Raw genomic sequence first — 21459 nt, 5'->3', positions numbered from 1 at the left:
CAATACATGGCCTCAGGTAATGATAACGACGGCAATAATGGTTCTGGCGACAGGCCCAACCCTTGGCGTGGAATGAAGCCTCCCCGGATCGACAAGGATGACTTTGTCCGCCAACTGCAGGATGGCCTGCGGGAAATTCTGCCGCGTGGGAACTTTGGGAAATACCTGTGGCCAATGCTTGGATTAGCAGTGGCCTTCACGCTCTGGTCCTCGGTCTATACGGTGCCCAGCGATTCTGTCGCTGTGGTGCAGCGCTTCGGTAAATACCTTAAGCAAGTACCGCCCGGGCTTCATATGAAGCTGCCGCTTGGCATCGATAACGCCAATCTTGTTCCAGTGAAGCGCCAGCTCAAACAGGAATTCGGCTTTGCCACACCTGGTGCCCGCGATGCTTATCAAAGCCCGCAAACCCGTGACATGCAGCGGGAGACACAGATGGTGACCGGTGACCTGAATGCCGCCCTCGTCGAATGGGTGGTGCAATACAGGGTTTCCGACCCGGTAAAGTTCCTTTTCGAAGTTCGTGAACCCAGGCAGACCCTCCGCTACGTCTCGGAATCCGTGATGCGGGAGGTTGTGGGGGACCGGACCGTCGATGAAGTGATTACGATCGGCCGACAGGAGATCGAAAACGAGGCATTGGTAAAGATGCAGGAACTGTCGACCAAATACGTCATGGGGCTGAGCATCGATCAGGTTCAACTGAAAAATATCAATCCGCCTAGGCCGGTTCAGGAATCCTTCAATGAAGTAAACCAGGCCCAGCAGGAAAAAGAGAAGCTGATCAACGAGGCCCGGCGTGACTATAACAAGGTCATCCCGTTGGCCGAGGGCGAGAAGGACCAGCGGATAAGGGAGGCGGATGGGTACCGGTTGAAGCGGATCAATGAGGCGGAAGGCGATGCCGCACGGTTCGAAGCGCTGCTGGTGCAGTATCAGCTGGCGCCTGAGGTGACACGCCGCAGGCTCTATATCGAAGCCCTTGAAGACGTGCTGCCGGGTATCCGGTCCAAAATCATCATTGATGCTGAGGCTCAGAGCATCCTGCCGCTCCTGAACCTCGACGGCAAAGCGGGAGAACAATAATGTCCCTTTCAGTCAAAATCGCCCTGCTTTTTCTGTTCACCGTGCTGGCGACCGGAATTTCGAATTCCTTCTACACTGTGGGCGAAGTGGAACAAATCATCATCACCCAGTTTGGTAAGCCGGTTGGCGAGCCGGTTACAAAAGCTGGCTTGAAATTGAAAATTCCCTTCATTCAGGAGGTGAATTCCATCGACCGAAGGGTGCTGGAATGGGACGGCAACCCATCGGATATGCCAACCAAGGACAAGCTCTATATCTCGGTCGATCTGTACGCCAGGTGGCGCATTGTAGATCCGCTTCAATATTTCCTGCGCCTGAGGGATGAACGCAGCGCCCAGTCGCGCCTTGACGATATCCTGGGCAGTGAAACCCGGAACGCGGTTGCAAAACACGAGTTGATCGAGATTATCCGTACGACAAAAGCCCGGGTTCCGCTCAGGGATGCTCTGTTGACGGATGCTGAACGCGAGCAGGATATTGGTGCCCTTGTGCCCATCCAGAAAGGCAGGGCGCTCGTGGAGCGGGAGCTGTTCTCCGCGGCTGCAGAAAAGGTGCGGGTGTTCGGGATCGAGCTTCTGGATATCCGGTTCAAGCGCATCAATTATAACGAAAGCGTCCGGCCTAAAATCTATGACCGGATGGTCAGCGAGCGGCGCCAGATCGCGGAGCGCTTCCTGTCTGAGGGTAATGGCGAGGCTGCCAGAATTCGCGGCAACAGGGTGCGCGACCTGGATAAGATTCAGTCCGAAGCCTACAAGCAGGTAGCGGAAATTCGGGGCCTTGCCGACGCGGCCGCGGCTGAAATCTATACCCGGGCCTATAATCAGTCGCCGCAGGCCGTCCGCTTCTATGAGTTTACCCGCACGCTGCAGTCCTACAAAGCGGTGGTTGGCAAGGATACGACGTTGATCCTGTCCACGGATAGTGAGCTGTTCAAGTTCCTCAAGGCCATGGAAGTTCCGCTGCCGGCAAAACGTTAGACACTGTCGGAAGAAGACAGCTGAATGCCGCCTTCGGGCAGCCAATGGTGCCACGCGCATGCTGAGCTTAAAGTGGCCATACCCACAAAATCATGGGTAGCGCGACAATCACAATCAAAATCTCAAGGGGCAATCCGACGCGCCAATAGTCGCCAAACTGATAGCCGCCCGGGCCCATGACCAATGCATTGTTCTTGTGGCCGATGGGCGTCAGGAAGGCGCATGATGCCCCCACCGCGACTGCCATCAGGAAACTGTCTGGATTGGCCTCAAGGGCGCGAGCCAGCCCAACCCCGATAGGTGCCATCATCACCGCCGTGGCAACATTGTTCATAAGGTCCGACAGCGTCATGGTGACGACAAAAAGCAACCCCAGAACCAGGACAGGCGAATGGCCCGCCGAAATGTTCAGAATGCCTTCCGTGATCAGCGCGGTAGCACCCGTGGTTTCCAGGGCACCCCCGATCGGGATCATCGCTGCAACAAGGACAATCACAGGCCAGTCAATGGATTCATACAAATCACGCAGGGGCACGATGGAGAATAAAACCATGCCAAGCGCTGCGAGAGCCAAGGATATGGTAAGCCCTGCAATGCCCATTGCAGCCATTGCGACGGCCCCTGCAAGAAGGCCTGAAGCAATCCAGGCCTGACTGCGTTTGCCCATCTGAAACCCGCGTTCGGCCAATGGAAGCATCTTCAGGCGCTGAAGAGTTTCGAAGATGCTGTCGCTGTCGCCCTGCAGCAAAAGAACATCACCTGACTGAAAGATAACCTTGTGCAATCGCTTGCGGATAGCTTTTCCTTGCCGTGAAACGCCCAGCAGATTGAGGCCGTAGCGAGACTTTAGGCGCAGGGCATTGGTTTCCCTGCCAACAATACGGCTGTCTACTGACACGACCGCCTCAACAAGAACCACGTCTTCTGATGCAAAGATACTGCGGTCCTTGTTGACGTCGCCCTTAATCTCAAGACCGAGTTTGTGTGCAAAAACGTCCAGCTCCTTCGGGCCGGCTTCCAAAAGAAGAATATCCTTTTTCTGTATGATGGTTGCCTTTGTGGTCCTCAGGATTCTTTTGTGATTGCGAATGATCCCTGCAATTCTGAGGTCACTTGCGTCGGCGATGTCCTCCAGCTCTGATATCCGCATGTCAACGGCGTCTGATTTTTCGGGCACAAGGACTTCCGCAACATAATCGTTAATATTGAACAATTCATCAGGCGCGGACTTTGCCAGGCGTTCCTTGGGCAGAAGGCGCCAGCCAAAAAGGGCGAGGTAGGCCACGCCAACGGCGGCGACGGCCAGGCCGACCGGCGCAAAATCGAACATGGAAAAGGGCGCGCCAAGGGCATCCTGCCGATAATTGCCGATGACAATGTTGGGCGGCGTTCCGATCAGCGTGACCAAACCGCCTAGGATGGAGCCGAAGGAGAGCGGCATAAGCAAGAGGGCGGGTGATCTGCCGGATTTTTTGGCGCTTTCCATCGTGGCGGGCATCAAGAGTGCAAGCGCCGCGACATTGTTCATCACGGCAGAAATCGCGGCGGCAAACCCCGACATAATGCCAATTTGCATTGCCAGGTTATGTAAGGGGGGAACAACGATATGCGCGATGCGGTCAATGGCCCCCGAAGCGGCCAACCCCCGACTGATCACCAGAACTGCGGCAACAGTAATAACGGCGGGGTGTGCAAAACCGTCGAATGCAAGATCGGAGGGGATGATGCCTAAGAGGACACATGCCATCAGGGCAGAAAAAGCGACGACATCATAGCGCCATCGACCCCAGGCAAAAAGCAGGAAGACGCCAGCAAGAATTGCGAATAAACCGATTTGATCAATGGACATCCCGAACAGTAGCTACGGTCAGCCAATCCTGCAAAGCTTTCTTTCGGCTAGCCTCTATCGGTTCGATGCAGCGAGCTGCCGGGCCCGATCCCAGAACGGGACGACGGGCCCAAGCAGCGGGGTCAAGGCCCTGGTTAAATGGTTACATTGCCTGTGGTCAGGTCGCTGATGCCCATGCCGATCAGGAACACGAAGTCGCCGTCCCCCAGGTCGATCAACAGACCGGATTGGGCGTTCTGTGTGGTCTCTGTAGAGGCGGCCTGCACATCGGCCAGCGCCGCAAAGTCCGTGGAGGCATATTGAAGATCAAGAATATCCTCGCCGGCATCAAAATCGGTCACGGTATCGTTGCCGCTCATGTCGCCGAAGATAAACTGGTCGGCACCTGCGCCGCCGGTCAAGGTGTCATCGCCGGCGCCTGCCCAGATAATGTCATCACCCAGGCCGCCATCGACCATATCGTCGTCTTCACCACCAAACAGCGTATCGTCGTTGGCTCCACCATTAATCGTGTCATTGCCGGTGCTGCCAAATATCAAATCGTTGCCAGCGCCAGCGTCTATATCGTCATTGCCCGCGCCGCCACCAATGGTATCACCAGCGTCATCGCCGGACACGGTATCATTACCGGCGCCCGCCCAGATCAGATTTTCACCTCCGCCGGTGCCAACAGCTGCGCCGGTATCCGTGTTGTAGGATCCACCGACGATATGGTCGTTGCCGCCGCCGCCGATCAAGGTGTCACTGCCTGCCGGGGTTGAATTGCTGTCGTCGACGCTATCGTTGGCGTCACCGCCGACAATCAGGTCGTTGCCGGTGCCACCGTTCAAAAGGTCATCGTTGCTGTTGCCTTCAAGCGTATCATCCCCGGCATTGCCGTATAGGACGTCATTGTCTGCGTCGCCCGATATCCGGTCATTGCCGTTACCACCGCGTAAGATATCATTGCCTGCAGCCCCTTGGATCAAGTCGTCACCGCCAGCACCGGATAGTTGGTCATTGCCGCCTTCGCCGACCAGCGTATCGCTCCCTGCTGTGCCGGTTGCGACAATTGGCTCAATGAGATCATTGACCTGCAGAGTGAAATTTTGGCTGCTGGAAACGCCCTGAGTGTCAGTTGCCCTGATCGCTATCAGCACCGTGGGTTCGGTTTCGAAATCAAGGCTTTGCCCAGCTTTGAGCTTGAGCGTGCCGTCAACAATCTCGAAGCGGTCGTCGGACGCCCGGAATGTAATTGTTCCACCCTCAGGATCTGTTGCCGATACGGTACCAACGCTGGCACCATTGGTTTCCTCATCGACACTCAGGTTGCTGAGCGCGAGATCCCGGGGTGCACGATTGTCCGATACGGGTGTGACATTGACCGTGAAGCTTGAGGGGGCCGCAGCAAAGACAGTGCCGTCGTTCACGCTGAAGGTCAGGTTTAACAAGCCATCACCATTGGCATTGCCTGCAGGCGTGTAAACCAGGTTGCCAGCACTTATGTCGGCAACTGAAATTACATCTGAGGCACTGACGTTGGAGCCGGACAGACGGAACGACCCGCTGGTCAATGTCAAGGTGTCAATGCGCACTGAGGCCAACGTATCGCCGCTATCAACATCAGTGAAGCCGAAGTCCAGCACCGCCAGGGCAAGGGCACCGTCCTCATTCATGGTTACAGTGTTGCCAGTGCCCGTTGGGGCATCATTAACTGCCGCGATGTCAATGTTCACAGTGCCGAGGGCCACATTGCCTGAACCATCGCCATCATTGGCGATAATGGCCACTGTCGTTGCGTCATTGCCGTTCACATTGGCTGCGCCGGTATATTGTACCTGCGAGACCGTATCCAGGTAGCTATTGATCTCATCCACCGTGCCCACAAGCCCAAGGGTGTCGGTTCCACTACCGGTTATGGCGACGCCGCCGCTACCGGTCGCTGTCATCGTGCCGCTGCCTGCCGTGAGTGTGACGGTGATATCACCTGCGCTGTCCACGTCTGCAAAACTGCTGGCTGACAGGTCAAGGTTACCGGCTAGGTCTTCTGTTGCCGCAATGTCCAACACCAGACCCGAAAGGGTGGAGGGATCATTGATGGCGGCAACACTTATGGTCTGCGTGTCTGCAGAACTATTGTTTGTGCCGTCGTTGACGATGAAGCTAACAGTGCGATCCGTGGCCGATGGATCTTCAGATACATTGGCGTATGTCACGGCTCGCAGCGCCGTCTGCCACTCGGCAACAGTAGCGCTTGCGCCTGCGGAGGCCAGTGTCAGGATACCTGTGCCCGCCACATAGCTGGCAGATATGTTACCCATCGTGCTGCCATCATTGGTAAAGGCCAGAATGTCCTCGCCGGAAACAAAGTTGCCTGTGATCGCAACCGTTGCTGAGGATAGTGTCGCGGTGTCGGCGTCTGAAACGGTGAGTGCGCTGTCGATCGCCGTGGCACCGTCACCCTCCGTGAAAGCTGTAGTGCTGCCGGTCGCCGTCACAGCAGGTGGGCTGTTGGCAAATCCGAAGTCAGAGGCTGTTAGATCGGCAATTGCGACGCCAACCAAAACCAGGTTGGAACTGCCGGGCAGGGCAATGGTAATGCTGCCAGAGGCTTCGGTTGCAAGTGCCAAAACGTCTGCGAAGGAGGTAATTGTCGCAAACGCGCTCAGGTCAATGACATCCCCGGCCGCGCCACTAAAATCTGAGATAGTATCGTCCGACAATGCATCAATGACGAATTTATCTGCGCCTGAGCCGCCGGAAAGAATGTTGAGCCCTGCACCACCCATGAGCGTGTCGTCTCCGCCGCCGCCCATGACTGTGTCGGTACCGTCTCCGGCAGTGACCTGATCGTTGCCGTCACCTGCGGTGACGAGGTCGTTGTCTGCGCCGGAATCGATGACGTCATTTCCGCTGCCCGCAGTGACGACATCGTCGCCCGCGCCGGAAACAATATTGTCTGCGCCACTTCCGGTGGTGATGGTATCCAAGCCGCTGCCAGTGGTGACGGTGTTCGTGCCGTCTCCTGCGTTCACGGTATTGTTGCCGTCTCCGGCGACAATCACGTCATTGCCGCTGCCGGTGGTGACGCTGTCGTTACCGCTACCAGTGGTGACGGCGTTCGTGCCGTCGCCGGCGGTTACGGTATTATTGCCTTCGCCGCCGACGATCGTGTCGTCGCCGGTGCCGGTGGTGATGCTGTCGTTACCGTTGCCGGTGGTGACGCTGTCGTGGCCGCCATTGCCGTCGATGGTGAAATCGGCCAAATTTTCAGCGGATATGACATCATCCGTCCCCGCTACGGGTGAAGTGAATGTCGTGCTGAGGAAGGAGCCGGAACCATACGTGAAGTCCGTCATGATTTATTCTTTCTTTTAAAGATACCAAGCGGCCTGCGGTAGTGCAGTCAGAACCAGACGATGTATGTTTTTTCCAATCGCCAGTGTCACCCAGTCTAAGTAGGTGTTTTAAACCTAGGCGGCCTGGCTAGGTAGCCTCGGAATCTACTCATATGGGAATGCTGTGCTCACCCGCGTCCCGCGTGCCCGATGACGCACAGATTGGGGCAGGCCCAGAAATAGAACGCCGCAGCTCAGGGAGCGGCCATAATTATGGGGAGGAGGTCAATGTGGCCGAAATTGACATGAAGAGTGGCCCTCGACACGGGACAACACCTCGACAATTGACATGACGAGTTGTCGAAGCTCACAAATGATGTCAGTCCGCATGATTAGATATCAATCACTTGGCAACACTTAAGTTCTTAGATTTTCAGCGGTAGCTGCGGTCAGAAGTCCGCTGATCGTGTCAAAAACAGTTTTGACATAAACTGTGAACCATTGTCCGCATACGTTGGTAAAGCAGGCGTTCGCGAAAACGCTTTCTTCGTCTCAAGTTCGCCAAAAGGTGACAGTTTCGGTGAAACAGGATTCGGGCTATTGGCCTTGGGAATGAAGTGCTCCTTCAATCCGTTCTTCGCTCATCAAAGGGGTTGTGGCAAGCATGCAAGATACCCGGTGGTACTGGCTCGTTAGGTGGACGGCGGCTGGGCCGTTGGCCCAGCCTATGCAATGGGATGCTAGAAGGCGATATTGACGCCGATGGCCCCGTAGAAGGGGATGCCTGAATCGTCAGCGGGGTTCGCCTGCCATCCGCCATCCGACGTTGGCATCACCAGATTATGGGGATAGTCGCGATTGGAGCTGTTGTCCCGTCCAAGGACATTCAACAGGTCGACATAATAGGTGACATGGCCGAACGAGTAATTGCTCTGTTTTTCCAGCCGGACATCAAGGCGTTGATAGGCCTGCGTCCGTCGGCTGTTGGTCTCGCCATACTCGAACACGTAATAATCGTCCGGGTGCAGGGTTACGCTGTTGACTGGCGTGTAAGGATCACCGCTCTGGATACGGAACTTGGCGCCCAGGTTCCAGCCGCTGCCAAAATTATAGTTGAGTGCGATAGTTGCGCTCAGCGGCGTATTGTAGCGGTAATCGATTTTTGACCCGGTGATCCGGTCCTTCCGGGTGCTCTTGCCGTAACTCAGGGCGAGCCAACCATAGAGGCCTTTGTCCTGGACCAGCTTGGCAATCAGAAGGTCGACCCCATAAGCCGTGCCGTCAAGCTGGGTTTCGAGCGAGGTGGTCGGGAATTGAAGGGTGTAGACATCCTTATAGTAGGCCTCTGCCTTCATGTGCCAGCCATCGGTAAACTGCCAGCGGTTCCCCACAAGGAAATGGCTTGATGTTTCGTTCCTCTGCACTTTTGGTGTGTCGGTCAATGTGAGGATATGATCAATGTCCGGGCGCTGGTGATACCTGCCATAGCGGGCGTAGAACTGACTGGTGTCGCTGGCATCCCAATACAGCCCGAGACGGGGTTCGACAAAGTCCTGGCCAAGATAGTGATCTTTTGCGAGTTGCACGCCAAGGTCAAGCTGCAGGCTGTCATTGATGCTGACGCTGTCGCGCAGGAAGACCTGGCTGTCCTTGAATGTGCCCTTTTGCGTATTTTTTTGAAAACCGTCCGAAAAGGAACAATTGGGGCGGAAATCGTCGCAATAAGCCAGCACGGTGTCATAGTCATAGGTGCCTTTGACATGGCTGAAATTGACGCCGACACTGACGTCATGCGCACCGAATTCCTGGCGATATAGTGAGCGGATGCGGGTGCTGTTCTTCCTGCGGTCCTCATACCGCTGATCGCCATAGTCGTATTGTATATCGTCCAGGGTATGCGACAGGGTCAGTTCCAGAGTGCCTCCATTCTCGAATGCCCGCTCATATTTCAGACCTTGAGTGTGATAATAGTATTTTTTCTTGTTGCCGAGCGGCACGTCGGACACCGCATCTTCATTCTGCTCTTCTTCCTGGCTATCGTGGGCACCGATGGCGGTCAGCGTGATGGAAGATCCATCGCCGGTCCATTTTACCCGGGCTGCATAGTCATGGCTTTTCGGCATATTGCTGGTGGTGCCACCGGCATTTTCCTCGAACCGGGTCAGGAAAAGATGCGCGGTGTTGTAGCGACCGCCGATATAGAAAGCTGTATTGTCACCAATTGGCCCTTCCAGCAGGAAACCGGATTTGAGCATGCTCAGGTTCAGGTTGCCGCGCAGGCGTTCGCCATTTGGGTTCCGCAGGTCCACGGTGATCACACCGCCCGTTGCATTGCCATATTCCGGCCCGAAGGCGGCAGCCTTGAGGTCGAAGGAATGGACTATGTTGGCGGTGATCACGCTGTCGCTCAGGTCATGGAACAGATAGCCGACTTCCATTCCGTCAATCAGATAGAGATTGTCCTGTGGGCCCGAGCCGCGAACGACCGGGTCATCCATGTCGCCACCCCCGAAGGTGATGCCGGGCAGGGACGTCAAGGCCTGCAATGGGTCACCGAAATTGCCGGCGGTTTTCAGCAGGGACTCTGTGCCGCGGCTCATTTCAGTGCGGTCGGTATCGCCGCGTTCCGAAACCACGATGATCTCATCGATCGGCTGGTCCCGGGCGTCTGTGGCGATCCCCTGTGTGCTGGCGCAAAAAGCCAGTGCGGATGCCCCACATAGAAGATAGCGTAGATTGATACTGCGTTTTGAATTGACTGTCGTGCCGGAGCCATGAGCATGCAATGTCATATGGTCCTCCTATTCCTTATATCGTTTTTGATTGTCAGGGCCTTTGAAGGCTGACGGCAAAGGTCTCATTGTTTTGCGGGACATGATTTCCTGCCGAAGTTGCGAGCCCATTGCTTCCCTGAAACCTGGCCTCAGGGCCGGGTCGGCGCGGAGGATACAGTTGGTGGATGGCTTTGGGCCATGGCCCCATGGGACATCTTCGTGTCGCGGGGGGACATGGTGGACAGTGATGTCCCGTACCCCTGGTTTTATTCGCTGAAATCGCATGATGAACATGTTGGGTGAAGAGGAAAACAGTGGCTTTGACCGTAGTAGTTGTCTGTTGGGGCAGGTGTCACCTCTGGTCGGGATAGAGCCTTTCAGGCGGCAGTCCAAAGGTCGGAGGGATGGTTGCGCGACACTTCTTTTTCGCGAATTTTGATCTCATAGGATGTTGTTGCAGCGCCGTGTCCCACCGGGAACAAAGGATGTCCCGTCAGGCCATGGCCTATTTCCGCTAGTTAATCCTATCCTTTCTTATCCCGTCCTGGATGGTCCAGGCCCCGGGGAGGAAGCTGGCGAACCATACCCCTGCTCGGGCAGGCGCGCCGGCAAACAGGAAAGGTTGATCCATGAAAAAGACATTCTTTGCAGCAACTGCCATGGCCGTTGTTATGTCCGCAGCAGCGCAGGCTGGCCAGATTGAAACAGCGGAGCGTTATGGCGCTGATGTCCAGCCCGGCACTGCAGCTGTTGCCATCCAATCCGCACCAGTTGCTGAAACGCGTGAGGCGGCCGCCGAAGTGCGCGAGCTTGGCGGTCAAATCGGCAATATTGGTGCTGCGGAAGTCCGTGAGCTGGGCGGTTTTGAAGTTGGGCAAATTGGTGCCGCCGAAGTGAAAGAGCTTGGCTCGTCCATGGGCGTGATGGGTGCTGCTGAAGTGCGCGAGCTGGGCGGCAACATCGACTCTATTGGCACTGCCGAAGTCCGCGAATTGGGCGGCAACATTGATGCCATCGGCGCTGCTGAGGTGAAAGAGCTTGGCTCTTCCATGGGCCTTATGGGCGCCGCTGAAGTGAAAGAGCTTGGCACGTCCCTGGGCGTGATGGGTGCTGCAGAAGTACGAGAGCTGGGTGGCAACATCAATTCCATCGGTGCGGCTGAAGTGAGAGAGCTTGGCACGTCCATGGGTGTGATGGGCGCTACAGAAGTGCGTGAGCTGGGCGGTTTTGACGTTGGGCAAATTGGTGCCGCCGAAGTGAAAGAGCTTGGCACGTCCATGGGCGTGATGGGCGCAGCCGAAGTCCGCGAGCTGGGCGGCCAGATCGGTAACGTCTAGGTTCTGATGTCGGGCAGGGAGGTTTTTCCTCCCTGCTTTCCTTTTTCGGAAGACTGTATGGAGTAAGGCGCATGGCCGTTGGTTGGCGACACGTGAGGCTGGTTGTTATCGCCCTCATGGCTGTGCTTTCCGCCATGTTCCCGGCCCGTGCCGCCGACTGGCAGCAGATCGAGACTGGCCGGTTTCGCTATCTGTTTCAAGGCGCAAATGTGGGCCTTGTGCCGCAGGTTGATGCGGCTGCCAATGCAACGCTCGACAGCCTAGAGCGGCTGTTTGACTATCGCCCGTCTGAGGTGATCACGGTGGTGTTGCGTGATTACCGGGATGTGGGCGCCGCGCGCGCCACTGCCCTACCGCACAACACCGTCACCATCGATATCGCGCCTTTTGCCCAGGCGGACTATGAAACCATCCGTTTCGCCGACCCGATTGTCTGGATGCTGAGCCACGAACTGGTGCATATTGCCGTCTCCGACCAGGGGTCATTGTTGCACAAGCGGTTCCGTCGCATCTTCGGCAAGGTCATGCCTCAGAAGCAAAGCCCGCTGACGCTGCCATTTTCGTTGCTGACCAACCCGGGCCGCTTCACACCCAACTGGTATCAGGAAGGCATTGCGGTTTTCATGGAAACCTGGTTCGGCGGCGGCCATGGCCGACTGCTGGGCAGCTATGACGAAATGTATTTCCGCAGCCTGGCGTGGGAGGCCGGAACCGGCACACCGTCCGGCTTCCTTGACCACCGCAAGGTTGATGACAATGACGGCAGCTTCCTTCTGGGGTCGACGGCGTACCTTTATGGCGGGCGGTTCATGGCTTATCTGGCGACAGAATATGGCTGGGATGCGCTGAGGCGCTTCACCATCATCGGTGAAGAGCATGGCGGCTATCCTTCGTTCGGGACCCGGTTCAGGCGCGCTTTCGGTATGTCTCTTGATGGGGCGTGGCAAAATTTTCAGCAATCTGAAACAATCCACCAGCATGACAATCTCGCGCGACTTGAGACTTACCCATTCAGTGACCGAAAGGCACTTTCCGGCCCGATGGGATGGGTTGGAAAACCTCATTTGGCCGATGGCGATATCCTGTTCGCAAGCTTCCGACCCGATGCTTTCGCTGCGATTGAAAGGCTGAATTTGGCATCCGGCGATCTGGAAAGTGTTGTCAGCCTGCCAACCCCAGGCTTTGTGCGCGTGGCCTCGACGGCCTATGACGTCTTGGGCGGGCGCCTGTTTTTTACCACACACAACAATATGGGATATCGAGACCTGTGGATGTCGGACAGAGACGGCAAGAAACGCCTGATCACCGACGGGCGCGTTGGCGAGCTCGCCTTTGACCCGACCCACGACATGCTTTGGGGCGTTCAGGCGCGGGGGGCGGTAGCGGCGCTGGTGGCGATGGCCGCCCCGTTCGACAAGATCACGCAAACCGTGGGCCTGCCCTTCGGCACGCAGCTTTCGCATTTGGCTGTCAGCCCCGACGGGCGGCGCCTGTTGGCAACCCTGCGCGACAACCGGGGCCAGCAATCGTTGGTTCTTATTGACCTTGAAGTGCTGCGCGAAAGCGACCGTATTGTCTATACGACCCTTGTTGATCAAGGCTCGCCTGAGTTTGGGGCATGGGGACAGGACGGTGAAACCGTTTTCTGGAACGCCACGCTGAACGGGGTTTCCAACATCTATCGGCGGAAGCTGTCGGACCCTGATTTCGAGGCCGTCAGCAATGTGCCGACAGGGCTTTTCCGGCCCCTTGACCTTGGGGATGGTCGCTTGTTTGCCTTTGAATATTCAAGCGACGGTTTTGTACCGGTCATTGTGCCCAACAAGACGGTTGCCGGGCTGGCGGCGATCCGGTTTCGGGGGCAGGATGTCATTGAAAAGAATACCGAGCTCAAGGCTTTGACACTGGACACGAGCGACGAGCCAGGCCTCCCGGACCCAGTGTCCTATGACGGCCTTGCGAGCCTGCAAAAGACGACGCTTATCCCCACTGTCGCCTCCTTCGCGGGGCAAACGGCGGTCGGCGCCTTCTTCGAGATGCGTGACCCGCTCGGGCATCACCGGGTATTCGTTGATGCGGGTCTTTCGTCTGTCACGGACGTGGCCGGCAACTGGCACCTGGATGCCGGCTATGAATACCGCGATATCCTTCAGTTTGGTTTCCGGCACCAGCCCACAAGCTTCTATGACCTGGCCAACCAGCGCAATGTCAGGCGCGCCAACAACAACCTTCATGCCAGCTATAAAAAATACTGGGTCTTCGACCGTCCGCATGAGGTGACGCAGCAATATTTCGCCAGCTGGAACCAGTGGCGTTTTGATGATTTCGGCGCAACCAGCAACGAGAAGACGCTGAGCATGGGGACCCGGTTTGCGGGCAAGATGTTGCGCAAAACCATTGGTGCGGTCGACTTTGAAAAGGGATTGGAGTGGGACGCTGAGATCAAGCACACGCGTCGCACTGACGACTTTTCTGTACACAGTAGCTGGGTGAAGGCCGGGGCCGGGTGGCGAACGCCCGTGGGTACGCCGCACAATGTCCTGGCTATCAAGCTCGATGCGGGGGTGAGCTGGGGGGATTTTATCGGCGAGGGGCGCTTCTATTTTGGCGGCTTCGGCAAGCCCTACCTTGAAGAAGCCAGCAACAGGCGCTATCGCCAGCAAGAGCAATTCCCGGGGTTCGCCAACCAGGTGCAGGTGGCAGACAGGTTTGCCAAACTGACGGTCGAGAACCGCTTCCCAGCGGTCGATGTGGGTTGGGACTTGGGGCCTGCCTTCCTCAAGACAGTGGATGTCACGCTTTTCCATCAGCAGCTATATAGTCGCTTCAGCGGCGCAAATGCCTGGACGCGGAATATTGGCGTGCAGCTTAATGGATATCTTAAGAACATCCATGTTATGGATGCCACAATATCCCTTGGCTTGGCCCGGGCATGGGACAAGGAGGGGCGCTCCGGGAATGAGCTGTTTCTCTATGTGAAACTTTTCAGGAACTAGATCGACAAAAAGCATGTTTCATTGGTTCGTAAAAATTATCACGGGGTTCCTGATTTTTCAGGCCGGTATGGTTGCTGCGTTCGCCGGGCAGGCAGAACTGGGGCGTTGGCCTATAACCAACTATACCTGGCGCGAGATAGATAACTCAGCCTTCCAGATTTGGGATGTGGGCGAAGATGCCCGGGGTATCAAATATTTCGCCAGTCAGGCCGGATTGTTTGAATTTGACGGCATTGAATGGCGCCGGGTCTCTGGCGGCAGTTTGCTGACGACCTCTGTCCATCTTGGGGATGACAGGCGCGTCTATGTCGGAAAAGAAGCGGATTTCGGTTATATCCGGGTCGAGGAAAACGGCGTGGCCGTTTACCGGTCGCTGTTTGAGGACCTGGGTGTCGAGGTGCCTTTCCCTGATCCCATCTGGTCGATTACGTCGACCAGCAACGCTATCTTTTTCACCTCCAACAAATATCTGTTCCGGTACGACGGATCATCATTGGCCAAATGGAAAACGCTTTCAGACGAGGGCCGCTTCTATAATGTCCAGGTGGTCGGTGATGACATTTATGTCTATGAAATGGGCGCAGGCCTGCTTCGGTTTTCTGACAATGAGCTGACACTGGTCCCAGGTGGAGACGCCTTCAAAAACATTCGGGTGGAAGAGGGTATCGCGCGGGCAATGGATGGCGGCCTGATCGTTCCAACAACCGATAATGGGTTGGTGCGCTTTCTTGAAGGAGAGCTCGCACCATTCTCGGATTCCACAAGGAAGCTGTTCAGTGGTCGTCGGATCAAGCGCATGCTGTCTGTTCCGTCCGGGCACATCATTGCAACGCGCAGCAACGGCCTAGTTTTCGTTAGCGCCGAAGGTGGCGTGACATCAGAGATTTCGGCAGACGAGGGGCTGCTGGACAATAATGTGACCAACCTGTCACTGGATAAAAACGGCCAGCTGTGGGTTGCCTCAAGTCTGGGCGTAAGCCGGGTGGTCATCCCTACCGGGCATGATGCCCACTGGACCAGTTTTTCCAGGGAACAGGGACTTTTTGGCTATATGAATGCGATCCTGCGGTTCGAGGGGCGCATCTTTGTCTCCACGTCCGAAGGCGCGTTTTATCTTCCGGAGAACCCCGGTCTCGGTGAAGCAAAATTCAAACGCCTGCCAGACCTGCAGGTGCAGACCAGTTCTATGGCGACAACGGCAGATAGGCTCCTGATCTCGCACGCCCAAGGCATCTCCGTCTTTAACGCCAAGCTTCAGCAGGTTCAGTCGATTCAGCTGAGCGATCTGCCGTATGAACTTTATGCTTCGCCGAAAAACCCGGACATTGTTTTCGTCGGGCTGTATCGCCATGGGTTGGCTGTCCTCAAGCATGACAAGGCGCGCGCAACGTGGGACATTGTGCATGACCGACTTGACGGTATAGACGAATTTATTTCCACGATCGCTGAAGACGCGGAAGGCCATCTCTGGCTTTCAGGCAACAGCGGCCGGGTCTTTCGGCTTTCGTTCGCTAACGGGCCAGAACAGAAGCCGCATGTGGACCGCTTTGACCTCGTACAGGATTTTGGCGCCAAGATTCGTTTCTTCAGCCACGGCGAATCCCTTGTGTTTGCGCCGGAGAAGGGCGGCGCATTCATTTTTGATAAGGCAACCCATAGTTTCAAGCAAAGCTACATAGAGTCCATCCTGCCTGAACCCCGAAATCGATTGATGGGGCTCACAGGCGCACCCTTCGCTCCGTCATACGCCGTGCAGGCCAAACCTGATGCCAACGATTGGCGGCTGGTCCGGGTTATCCCTTCCGTGAATGGGAACAAATGGTTGCCGTTTCTGTTGCCGGACAATTATTTCCCAAACCTTCATGTGATGTACCCGGAAGCCGATCAGGCGAACGACGTGATCTGGCTGGGGGGATTTGACACGCTCATGCGGATTGAAATACCCCGTGATGTGACAAAGCTTCGGTTACCCGGTGCGCCAGCCGCTGTCTTTCGCGAGGCCCAGGCCGAGGACCGTGCCCTGTCCTTGCAAGCAAAAGAGACGAGCCTTGAATGTCGGTGCGTCACCTTCAAGGTTGCGGCCCCTGGCGCTGATACCGGCGCAAAGGTCCATTACCAGCACAGGCTGGTGGGCAACGGCGGCAGATGGGAGCCTGAGACCCGGGTTGCGGAACGACGGTATGAGAATCTGCCGACTGGATCTTATGTCTATGAAGTGCGCGCGATTGATGGTCTTGGCCAGGTGGGCCCGGTGTCTCGCTTTCACTTCTCCGTGCCGCCTTTCTGGTATCAAACCAAGTGGGCGATAGCAGCCTATTTCCTTCTCCTGGCCGTGTTGGTCTGGGTGGTATCCCAGTGGCGGTCAAGGCAACTCCGCCGCCGGAATCTTGAACTGAGTGCCCAAGTCGCCGCCAAAACTCGGGAATTGTCGGAGAAAAATGAACATCTGGCACTGCAGAACGAGATGAAGTCACGTTTCTTCACCAATCTGTCGCATGAATTCAGAACGCCACTTACGCTGAACCTGGGGCCGATTGAAGATATGCTGGATGGCCGGTATGGGCCGCTCAGTTCGTCCATGCGGTCAACGTTCAAGATCATGCACCGGAATGCCCGGCGGCTTCTCTATTTCATCAATCAGTTGCTTGAACTGGCAAAAATGGAATCGACCGACATCAAGCTCGAAGTGCGCCGCGAAAAACTCCTGCCGCTGATTTCAGAGTCGGTATCTGCCTTTATGCCTTTGGCGACGAGCCGTACGGTAACCATCATCAACCAGACGCAGGCGATTGATGACGAGATCTATTGTGATGCCGAGCAACTGCGCAAAGTCTTTGACAATCTGCTATCGAACGCCCTCAAATTCTCGCCGGATTATGGCAGTGTCTGGGTGAAGCAGTATCATTCGGACGACGAGGTCTTCATCGAGTTCCGTGACATGGGGCCCGGCATTCCGGCGAACGAAATCGACTTTGTTTTCGACCGCTTCTATCAGGCGAAGACCTATGAGAACCAGTCTTACGTGGGTACTGGGGTTGGCTTATCGCTTGCCAAGGAAATCGTCGTACTGCATGGCGGCAAATTGACGGTTGAAAGCCAGGCGGGCGAAGGCTGCATCTTCACTGTGGCGCTCAAAAAAGGCTATGGCCATTTTGCCGCGACGCAGCTTGTTGACACAGATGCGGGCGCCAGATCTTTAGGTAAAGCGAGACAGTTAGATATCGACGTACTGGCACCCCATGAAGCCTTCGATCCAGAAATTGTGGACGGCGCCACCGATTTGCCCGTGCTGCTGATAGCGGAAGACAATACCGACCTGCGCAATTATCTGGCGGACAGCTTTAGCGGCCTATTTCAGGTGATCGCGGTCGACAATGGCCTGGACGCGCTTGAAGTTGCCCGCACCGAACCACCTGCAATCATCATCAGTGACATCACCATGCCCAAGATGGATGGCAAGGAGCTGTGCCGGGAGCTGAAGGCGAACCTCTCCACATCCCATGTTCCGGTTATCATGCTGACGGCTCAGGCGGAAGGGCAGCAGCGGATCGAGGGGCTTGAATGCGGCGCCGACGATTATCTGTCGAAACCTTTCAGCACCAAGGAACTGCATCTCAGGGTCAGGAACCGCATGGTGCAGCAGGAAAAGCTGAAATCCCACTATAAGCGCAACAGCATGCTTGAAGCCGACAGAATGCCGATTGAGACGGCAGACGACCGGTTCCTGCAGAAGATGGTTGGCCTGATCGATGATCACATTGCGGACAGCGAATTTGGTGTGAACGAACTAGCAAAAGAGGTCGGTCTCAGCCGGCGGCAGCTTTTGCGCAAAACAGGTGCCCTTCTTGACCTGTCGCCAAGTGATTTGATGCGCCACAGGCGCCTCGAGCGTGCCAAAGCGATGCTGGAGCAGAATGCAGATACCGTATCGCAGATTGCTTACGCGGTGGGCTTTGAAAGCCCATCCAGTTTCTCCAAACAGTTTAAACAGCATTTTGGCAAAGCGCCCTCGAGCTTCAGGGGGGGCGGCAAAAAGGAGTGACGCCCTCGGGCTTCTCTTCCCATAAGGAAACCAATCGCGATGCCGTCCTCATTTGAGGGCGGCATTTCGCTTTTCTGGCGCCACCGAATCAACAGGCGGGCGGTGATTTCCCAACGTATTCGGCTCCCGGATAGACCCTCGGGAACAGCTGTCTTTATCGGTGTGGGACATGCTCGTGTCCAGTGGGGACATGGGGTGGTTTTCCCTGCATTTCTCCCGTTTTTTCTCGCTACACAGGCCGGAGTTCATTGCCGCACCATCAACCTGGGCGGCTGGTTGAAGTTGCGCGAAACGGCGGTGCCGAAAGCGCGAAGAGCGAGGAAGAAGACATGCCGACCGTATCACTTACTAACGAAGCGAATGTGACCGACAATGGCACACTGATGCTGGATAAGGCTGTGGCCGTGAAGATGGTTGAGGTGGGGGGCACCAGCTACCTGCTTGCTATGGGGACGCTGGAGGGGATCAGTGTTTTTGAAGCCAATGCCGATGGGTCCCTGACCAATGTATTCAACGTAGCCGACAGCGGTCCCTTCCAGCTTTCAGGCGGCAGGGATCTGGCAGTTGCGGATGTAGGCGGGACCACATATGTCTTTGCAGCGGGATCAATTGACGACGGCGTCAGCGTTTTCTCGATGGGCACCGACGGGTCGCTGACGAATGTCGCCAACATTGCTGACAGTGGCACTGTCAACCTGAATGGCGCCCAGAGTTTGGCTACAGCTGTCGTCGGCGGCACGACCTATCTGACTGTCGCGGGTGCGGATGACAACGGCATCAGCGTGTTCTCCGTTGCTACAGATGGCACACTGACCCACACAGGGAATGCCGACGATGATGGCACGCTGGCACTTGCCGATGTGCGGTCTCTTGAAACCATAACAGTAGGTAGCAACAGTTATGTCATTGGTGCCGGATATGACGACAACGGCATCAGTGCCTTTAAAATTAATTCTGACGGCACCCTCACGCATACAGAAACGATTTCAGACAGCGGCAGCATGAACCTGACAGGTGCTTCGGCCATCACAACGGCGACCGTGAATGGGACTGGCTATGTGTTTGTGGGTAGCAGCACGGACAATGGCATCAGCGTTTTCTCAATTGATAGCAACGGGAATCTTGCCAACGTCGCGAACACGGGCTCCAGTGTATTAAGCGCTATTAAAGGCATGGATGTATTTGAATATAACGGCCAGACCTATCTGGCCGCATCAGGGTCCAGCTCAAATACTGTTAAGCTTTATGAAGTTGCCAATGATGGTAGCTTGACCCAAGCATATTCCTTGTCTGACAACGGCACAATCAACCTGAACAATGTCTGGGGAATTGATGCAGCTTCCGTTGGTGGCGAGCAACATCTTTATGTGTCGGCCTTCTCGGATAGCGGCATCAGCAGCTTCGACTTGAACACTGCGCCGGAGATTGCCCTTAGCCCTACTAATGTTGCCTATACTGAAGGCGCTCTTCCAATAACAACCTCGGGTACCTCATTAGTGTCGGATGCAGATGGGAACGAGTGGAATGGTGGCACCTTGACTGCCCAGCTGGACGGATCAGCGGGCATATCGGACGTTCTTTCCTTTTCCGACACAGATGGCAGTTCGGTTACCATCACCGTTTCCGGCACCAATATTCTCGCAAATGGTGTTGATATTGGTGATATCAGCCATTCTGGCGGCACTGTATCAGGAACGGATGTTCTGGAGATAACATTCAACGGTAACGCAACGGAAGGCATCGTTCGCGAAGTTGTGCAGTCGTTGGCATATCAGAATACCAGTGATGACCCTACATCAGGGCAAGAGACTGCCACTCGCGAGATAACGGTTACCGTCGCAGACAATGCGGGAGCTGCTAGCTCTGCAAGCGGAACAATTTTGGTTGTGCCGGCGAATGACGATCCATCCATGTCCGACCTGCCCACGAGTATCGATGTTACGGAGGATGTTGCCAGCAATATCGATCTGTCTGCTGCAACCTTCTCGGATCCGGACAGCGGATCGAACGTGATCACCCTGAGTTTGGCAGTGGAGGCGGGGACCCTTGCAGCCAGCGACACGGGCGGCGTTACAGTTGCTGACAGCGGGACAGCACAAATCACCCTGACGGGTACAGTATCCAACCTCGACACCTATTTGAATACCTCATCCAGCATTCAGTATACCAGCGCGGAGAATGACGACACATCCACGACTTTGACCATCGTCGCCAATGATGGTGGTAACACGGGTTACGGTGGCGGCACGGATGTGGTCGTCGGCACCACAACCCTAAATATCGCAGCGATCAATGACGATCCAACAGCCACCGGCGTTGATGACGTTTTCGTCAGCGGCGCGGAAGGTCAGTCCATCAGCGTCGATATGTCGGGTGTGGTTTTGGCTGATGTGGATGCCAACGGTGCCGAACTCACCCTGTCGTTTGACGTGCTGGGTGAAGGAGGGCTTACCCTTAGTGATGGGGCAGATGTCACGGTCTCCGGTTCCTCCGTAACAGGGACGATCGACAACCTGCAGAGCTATCTGGCGACACCGTCCAATATCCAGTATCTCAACAACGGTGAAGACAGCGGCGACACGATCCGTGTTTACCTGAATGACAATGGTAACACCGGCACCGGTGGCGGCACGGCGGTTGAAGTTGGCCTGATCGATGTGACACTATCACCGACGAACGATGATCCCGTGGTCACGGGCTTGCCTGCGGATCTCGATGTAACGGAAGACGAAGTCAGCGATCTTGACCTCTCGCCAATTGCGATCACCGATGTGGACGCAGGCGCCCAGGACATCACACTCACCCTGACGGTGGACAGCGGCGTCTTGATAGCAGGTGACTCAGGCGGAGTGATCGTGGGTGACACGGACACGGCACAAATCACCCTGACGGGCTCGGCATCCGAACTCAACGCCTACCTCAATGAAAGCGGCAGCGTGCAGTACCAGAGCGCTGAGAATGACGACACATCGGCGACGCTGACCGTGGTAATCAATGATGGCGGCAATACAGGCGCAGGCGGTGGGCAGGATATTCTGGTCGGCACCACGACCCTGAATATCGCAGCGATCAATGACG

General features: G+C 56.0%; 9 protein-coding genes. 6 read left to right on the top strand and 3 right to left on the bottom strand.

What is annotated here, in order from left to right:
• Positions 1–6 precede the first annotated feature (6 nt).
• Positions 7–1086, top strand: coding sequence for an FtsH protease activity modulator HflK (gene hflK / locus B3Z17_RS05055; RefSeq protein WP_286828830.1), 1080 nt, complete (start codon positions 7–9; stop codon positions 1084–1086).
• Positions 1086–2066: a protease modulator HflC gene (hflC, locus tag B3Z17_RS05050; RefSeq protein ID WP_286828829.1), complete on the top strand. Its 981-nt coding sequence runs from the start codon at positions 1086–1088 to the stop codon at positions 2064–2066. Before hflK ends, hflC begins: the two co-directional genes overlap by 1 nt.
• Before the next feature lie 67 nt (positions 2067–2133).
• Here hflC and B3Z17_RS05045 read toward each other — a convergent pair whose 3' ends face one another.
• From B3Z17_RS05045 to B3Z17_RS05035, 3 genes are all read right to left on the bottom strand, one after another.
• Positions 2134–3915: an SLC13 family permease gene (locus tag B3Z17_RS05045; RefSeq protein ID WP_286828828.1), complete on the bottom strand. Its 1782-nt coding sequence runs from the start codon at positions 3913–3915 to the stop codon at positions 2134–2136.
• A gap of 134 nt (positions 3916–4049) precedes the next feature.
• Positions 4050–7253, bottom strand: coding sequence for a beta strand repeat-containing protein (locus B3Z17_RS05040; protein ID WP_286828827.1), 3204 nt, complete (start codon positions 7251–7253; stop codon positions 4050–4052).
• Between the two features lie 719 nt (positions 7254–7972).
• On the bottom strand, positions 7973–10024 hold the full coding sequence (locus tag B3Z17_RS05035; RefSeq protein ID WP_286828826.1) for a TonB-dependent receptor plug domain-containing protein: 2052 nt from the start codon (positions 10022–10024) through the stop codon (positions 7973–7975).
• Between the two features lie 611 nt (positions 10025–10635).
• Here B3Z17_RS05035 and B3Z17_RS05030 point away from each other — a divergent pair.
• From B3Z17_RS05030 to B3Z17_RS05015, 4 genes are all read left to right on the top strand, one after another.
• The gene (locus B3Z17_RS05030; RefSeq protein WP_286828825.1) at positions 10636–11343 is read left to right on the top strand and encodes a hypothetical protein; all 708 of its coding nucleotides are present in this window, start codon (positions 10636–10638) and stop codon (positions 11341–11343) included.
• Between the two features lie 71 nt (positions 11344–11414).
• A complete protein-coding gene (locus B3Z17_RS05025) occupies positions 11415–14339 on the top strand; it encodes a hypothetical protein (protein WP_286828824.1) in 2925 nt (974 codons plus the stop codon).
• A gap of 13 nt (positions 14340–14352) precedes the next feature.
• Positions 14353–18381 carry a hybrid sensor histidine kinase/response regulator transcription factor gene (locus B3Z17_RS05020; RefSeq protein ID WP_286828823.1) on the top strand — a complete coding sequence of 1343 codons (4029 nt, stop codon included), beginning with the start codon at positions 14353–14355 and terminating at the stop codon, positions 18379–18381.
• Between the two features lie 329 nt (positions 18382–18710).
• The coding region (locus B3Z17_RS05015) for a beta strand repeat-containing protein (protein WP_286828822.1) at positions 18711–21459 on the top strand (2749 nt) is incomplete at its 3' end.

Origin of the sequence: Kordiimonas sp. UBA4487 (assembly GCF_002389025.1) — a bacterium.
Taxonomy (GTDB): domain Bacteria; phylum Pseudomonadota; class Alphaproteobacteria; order Sphingomonadales; family Kordiimonadaceae; genus Kordiimonas; species Kordiimonas lacus.
The sequence above is the reverse complement of the archived record's forward strand: the minus strand, read 5'-3'. Positions and strand labels throughout refer to the sequence as shown.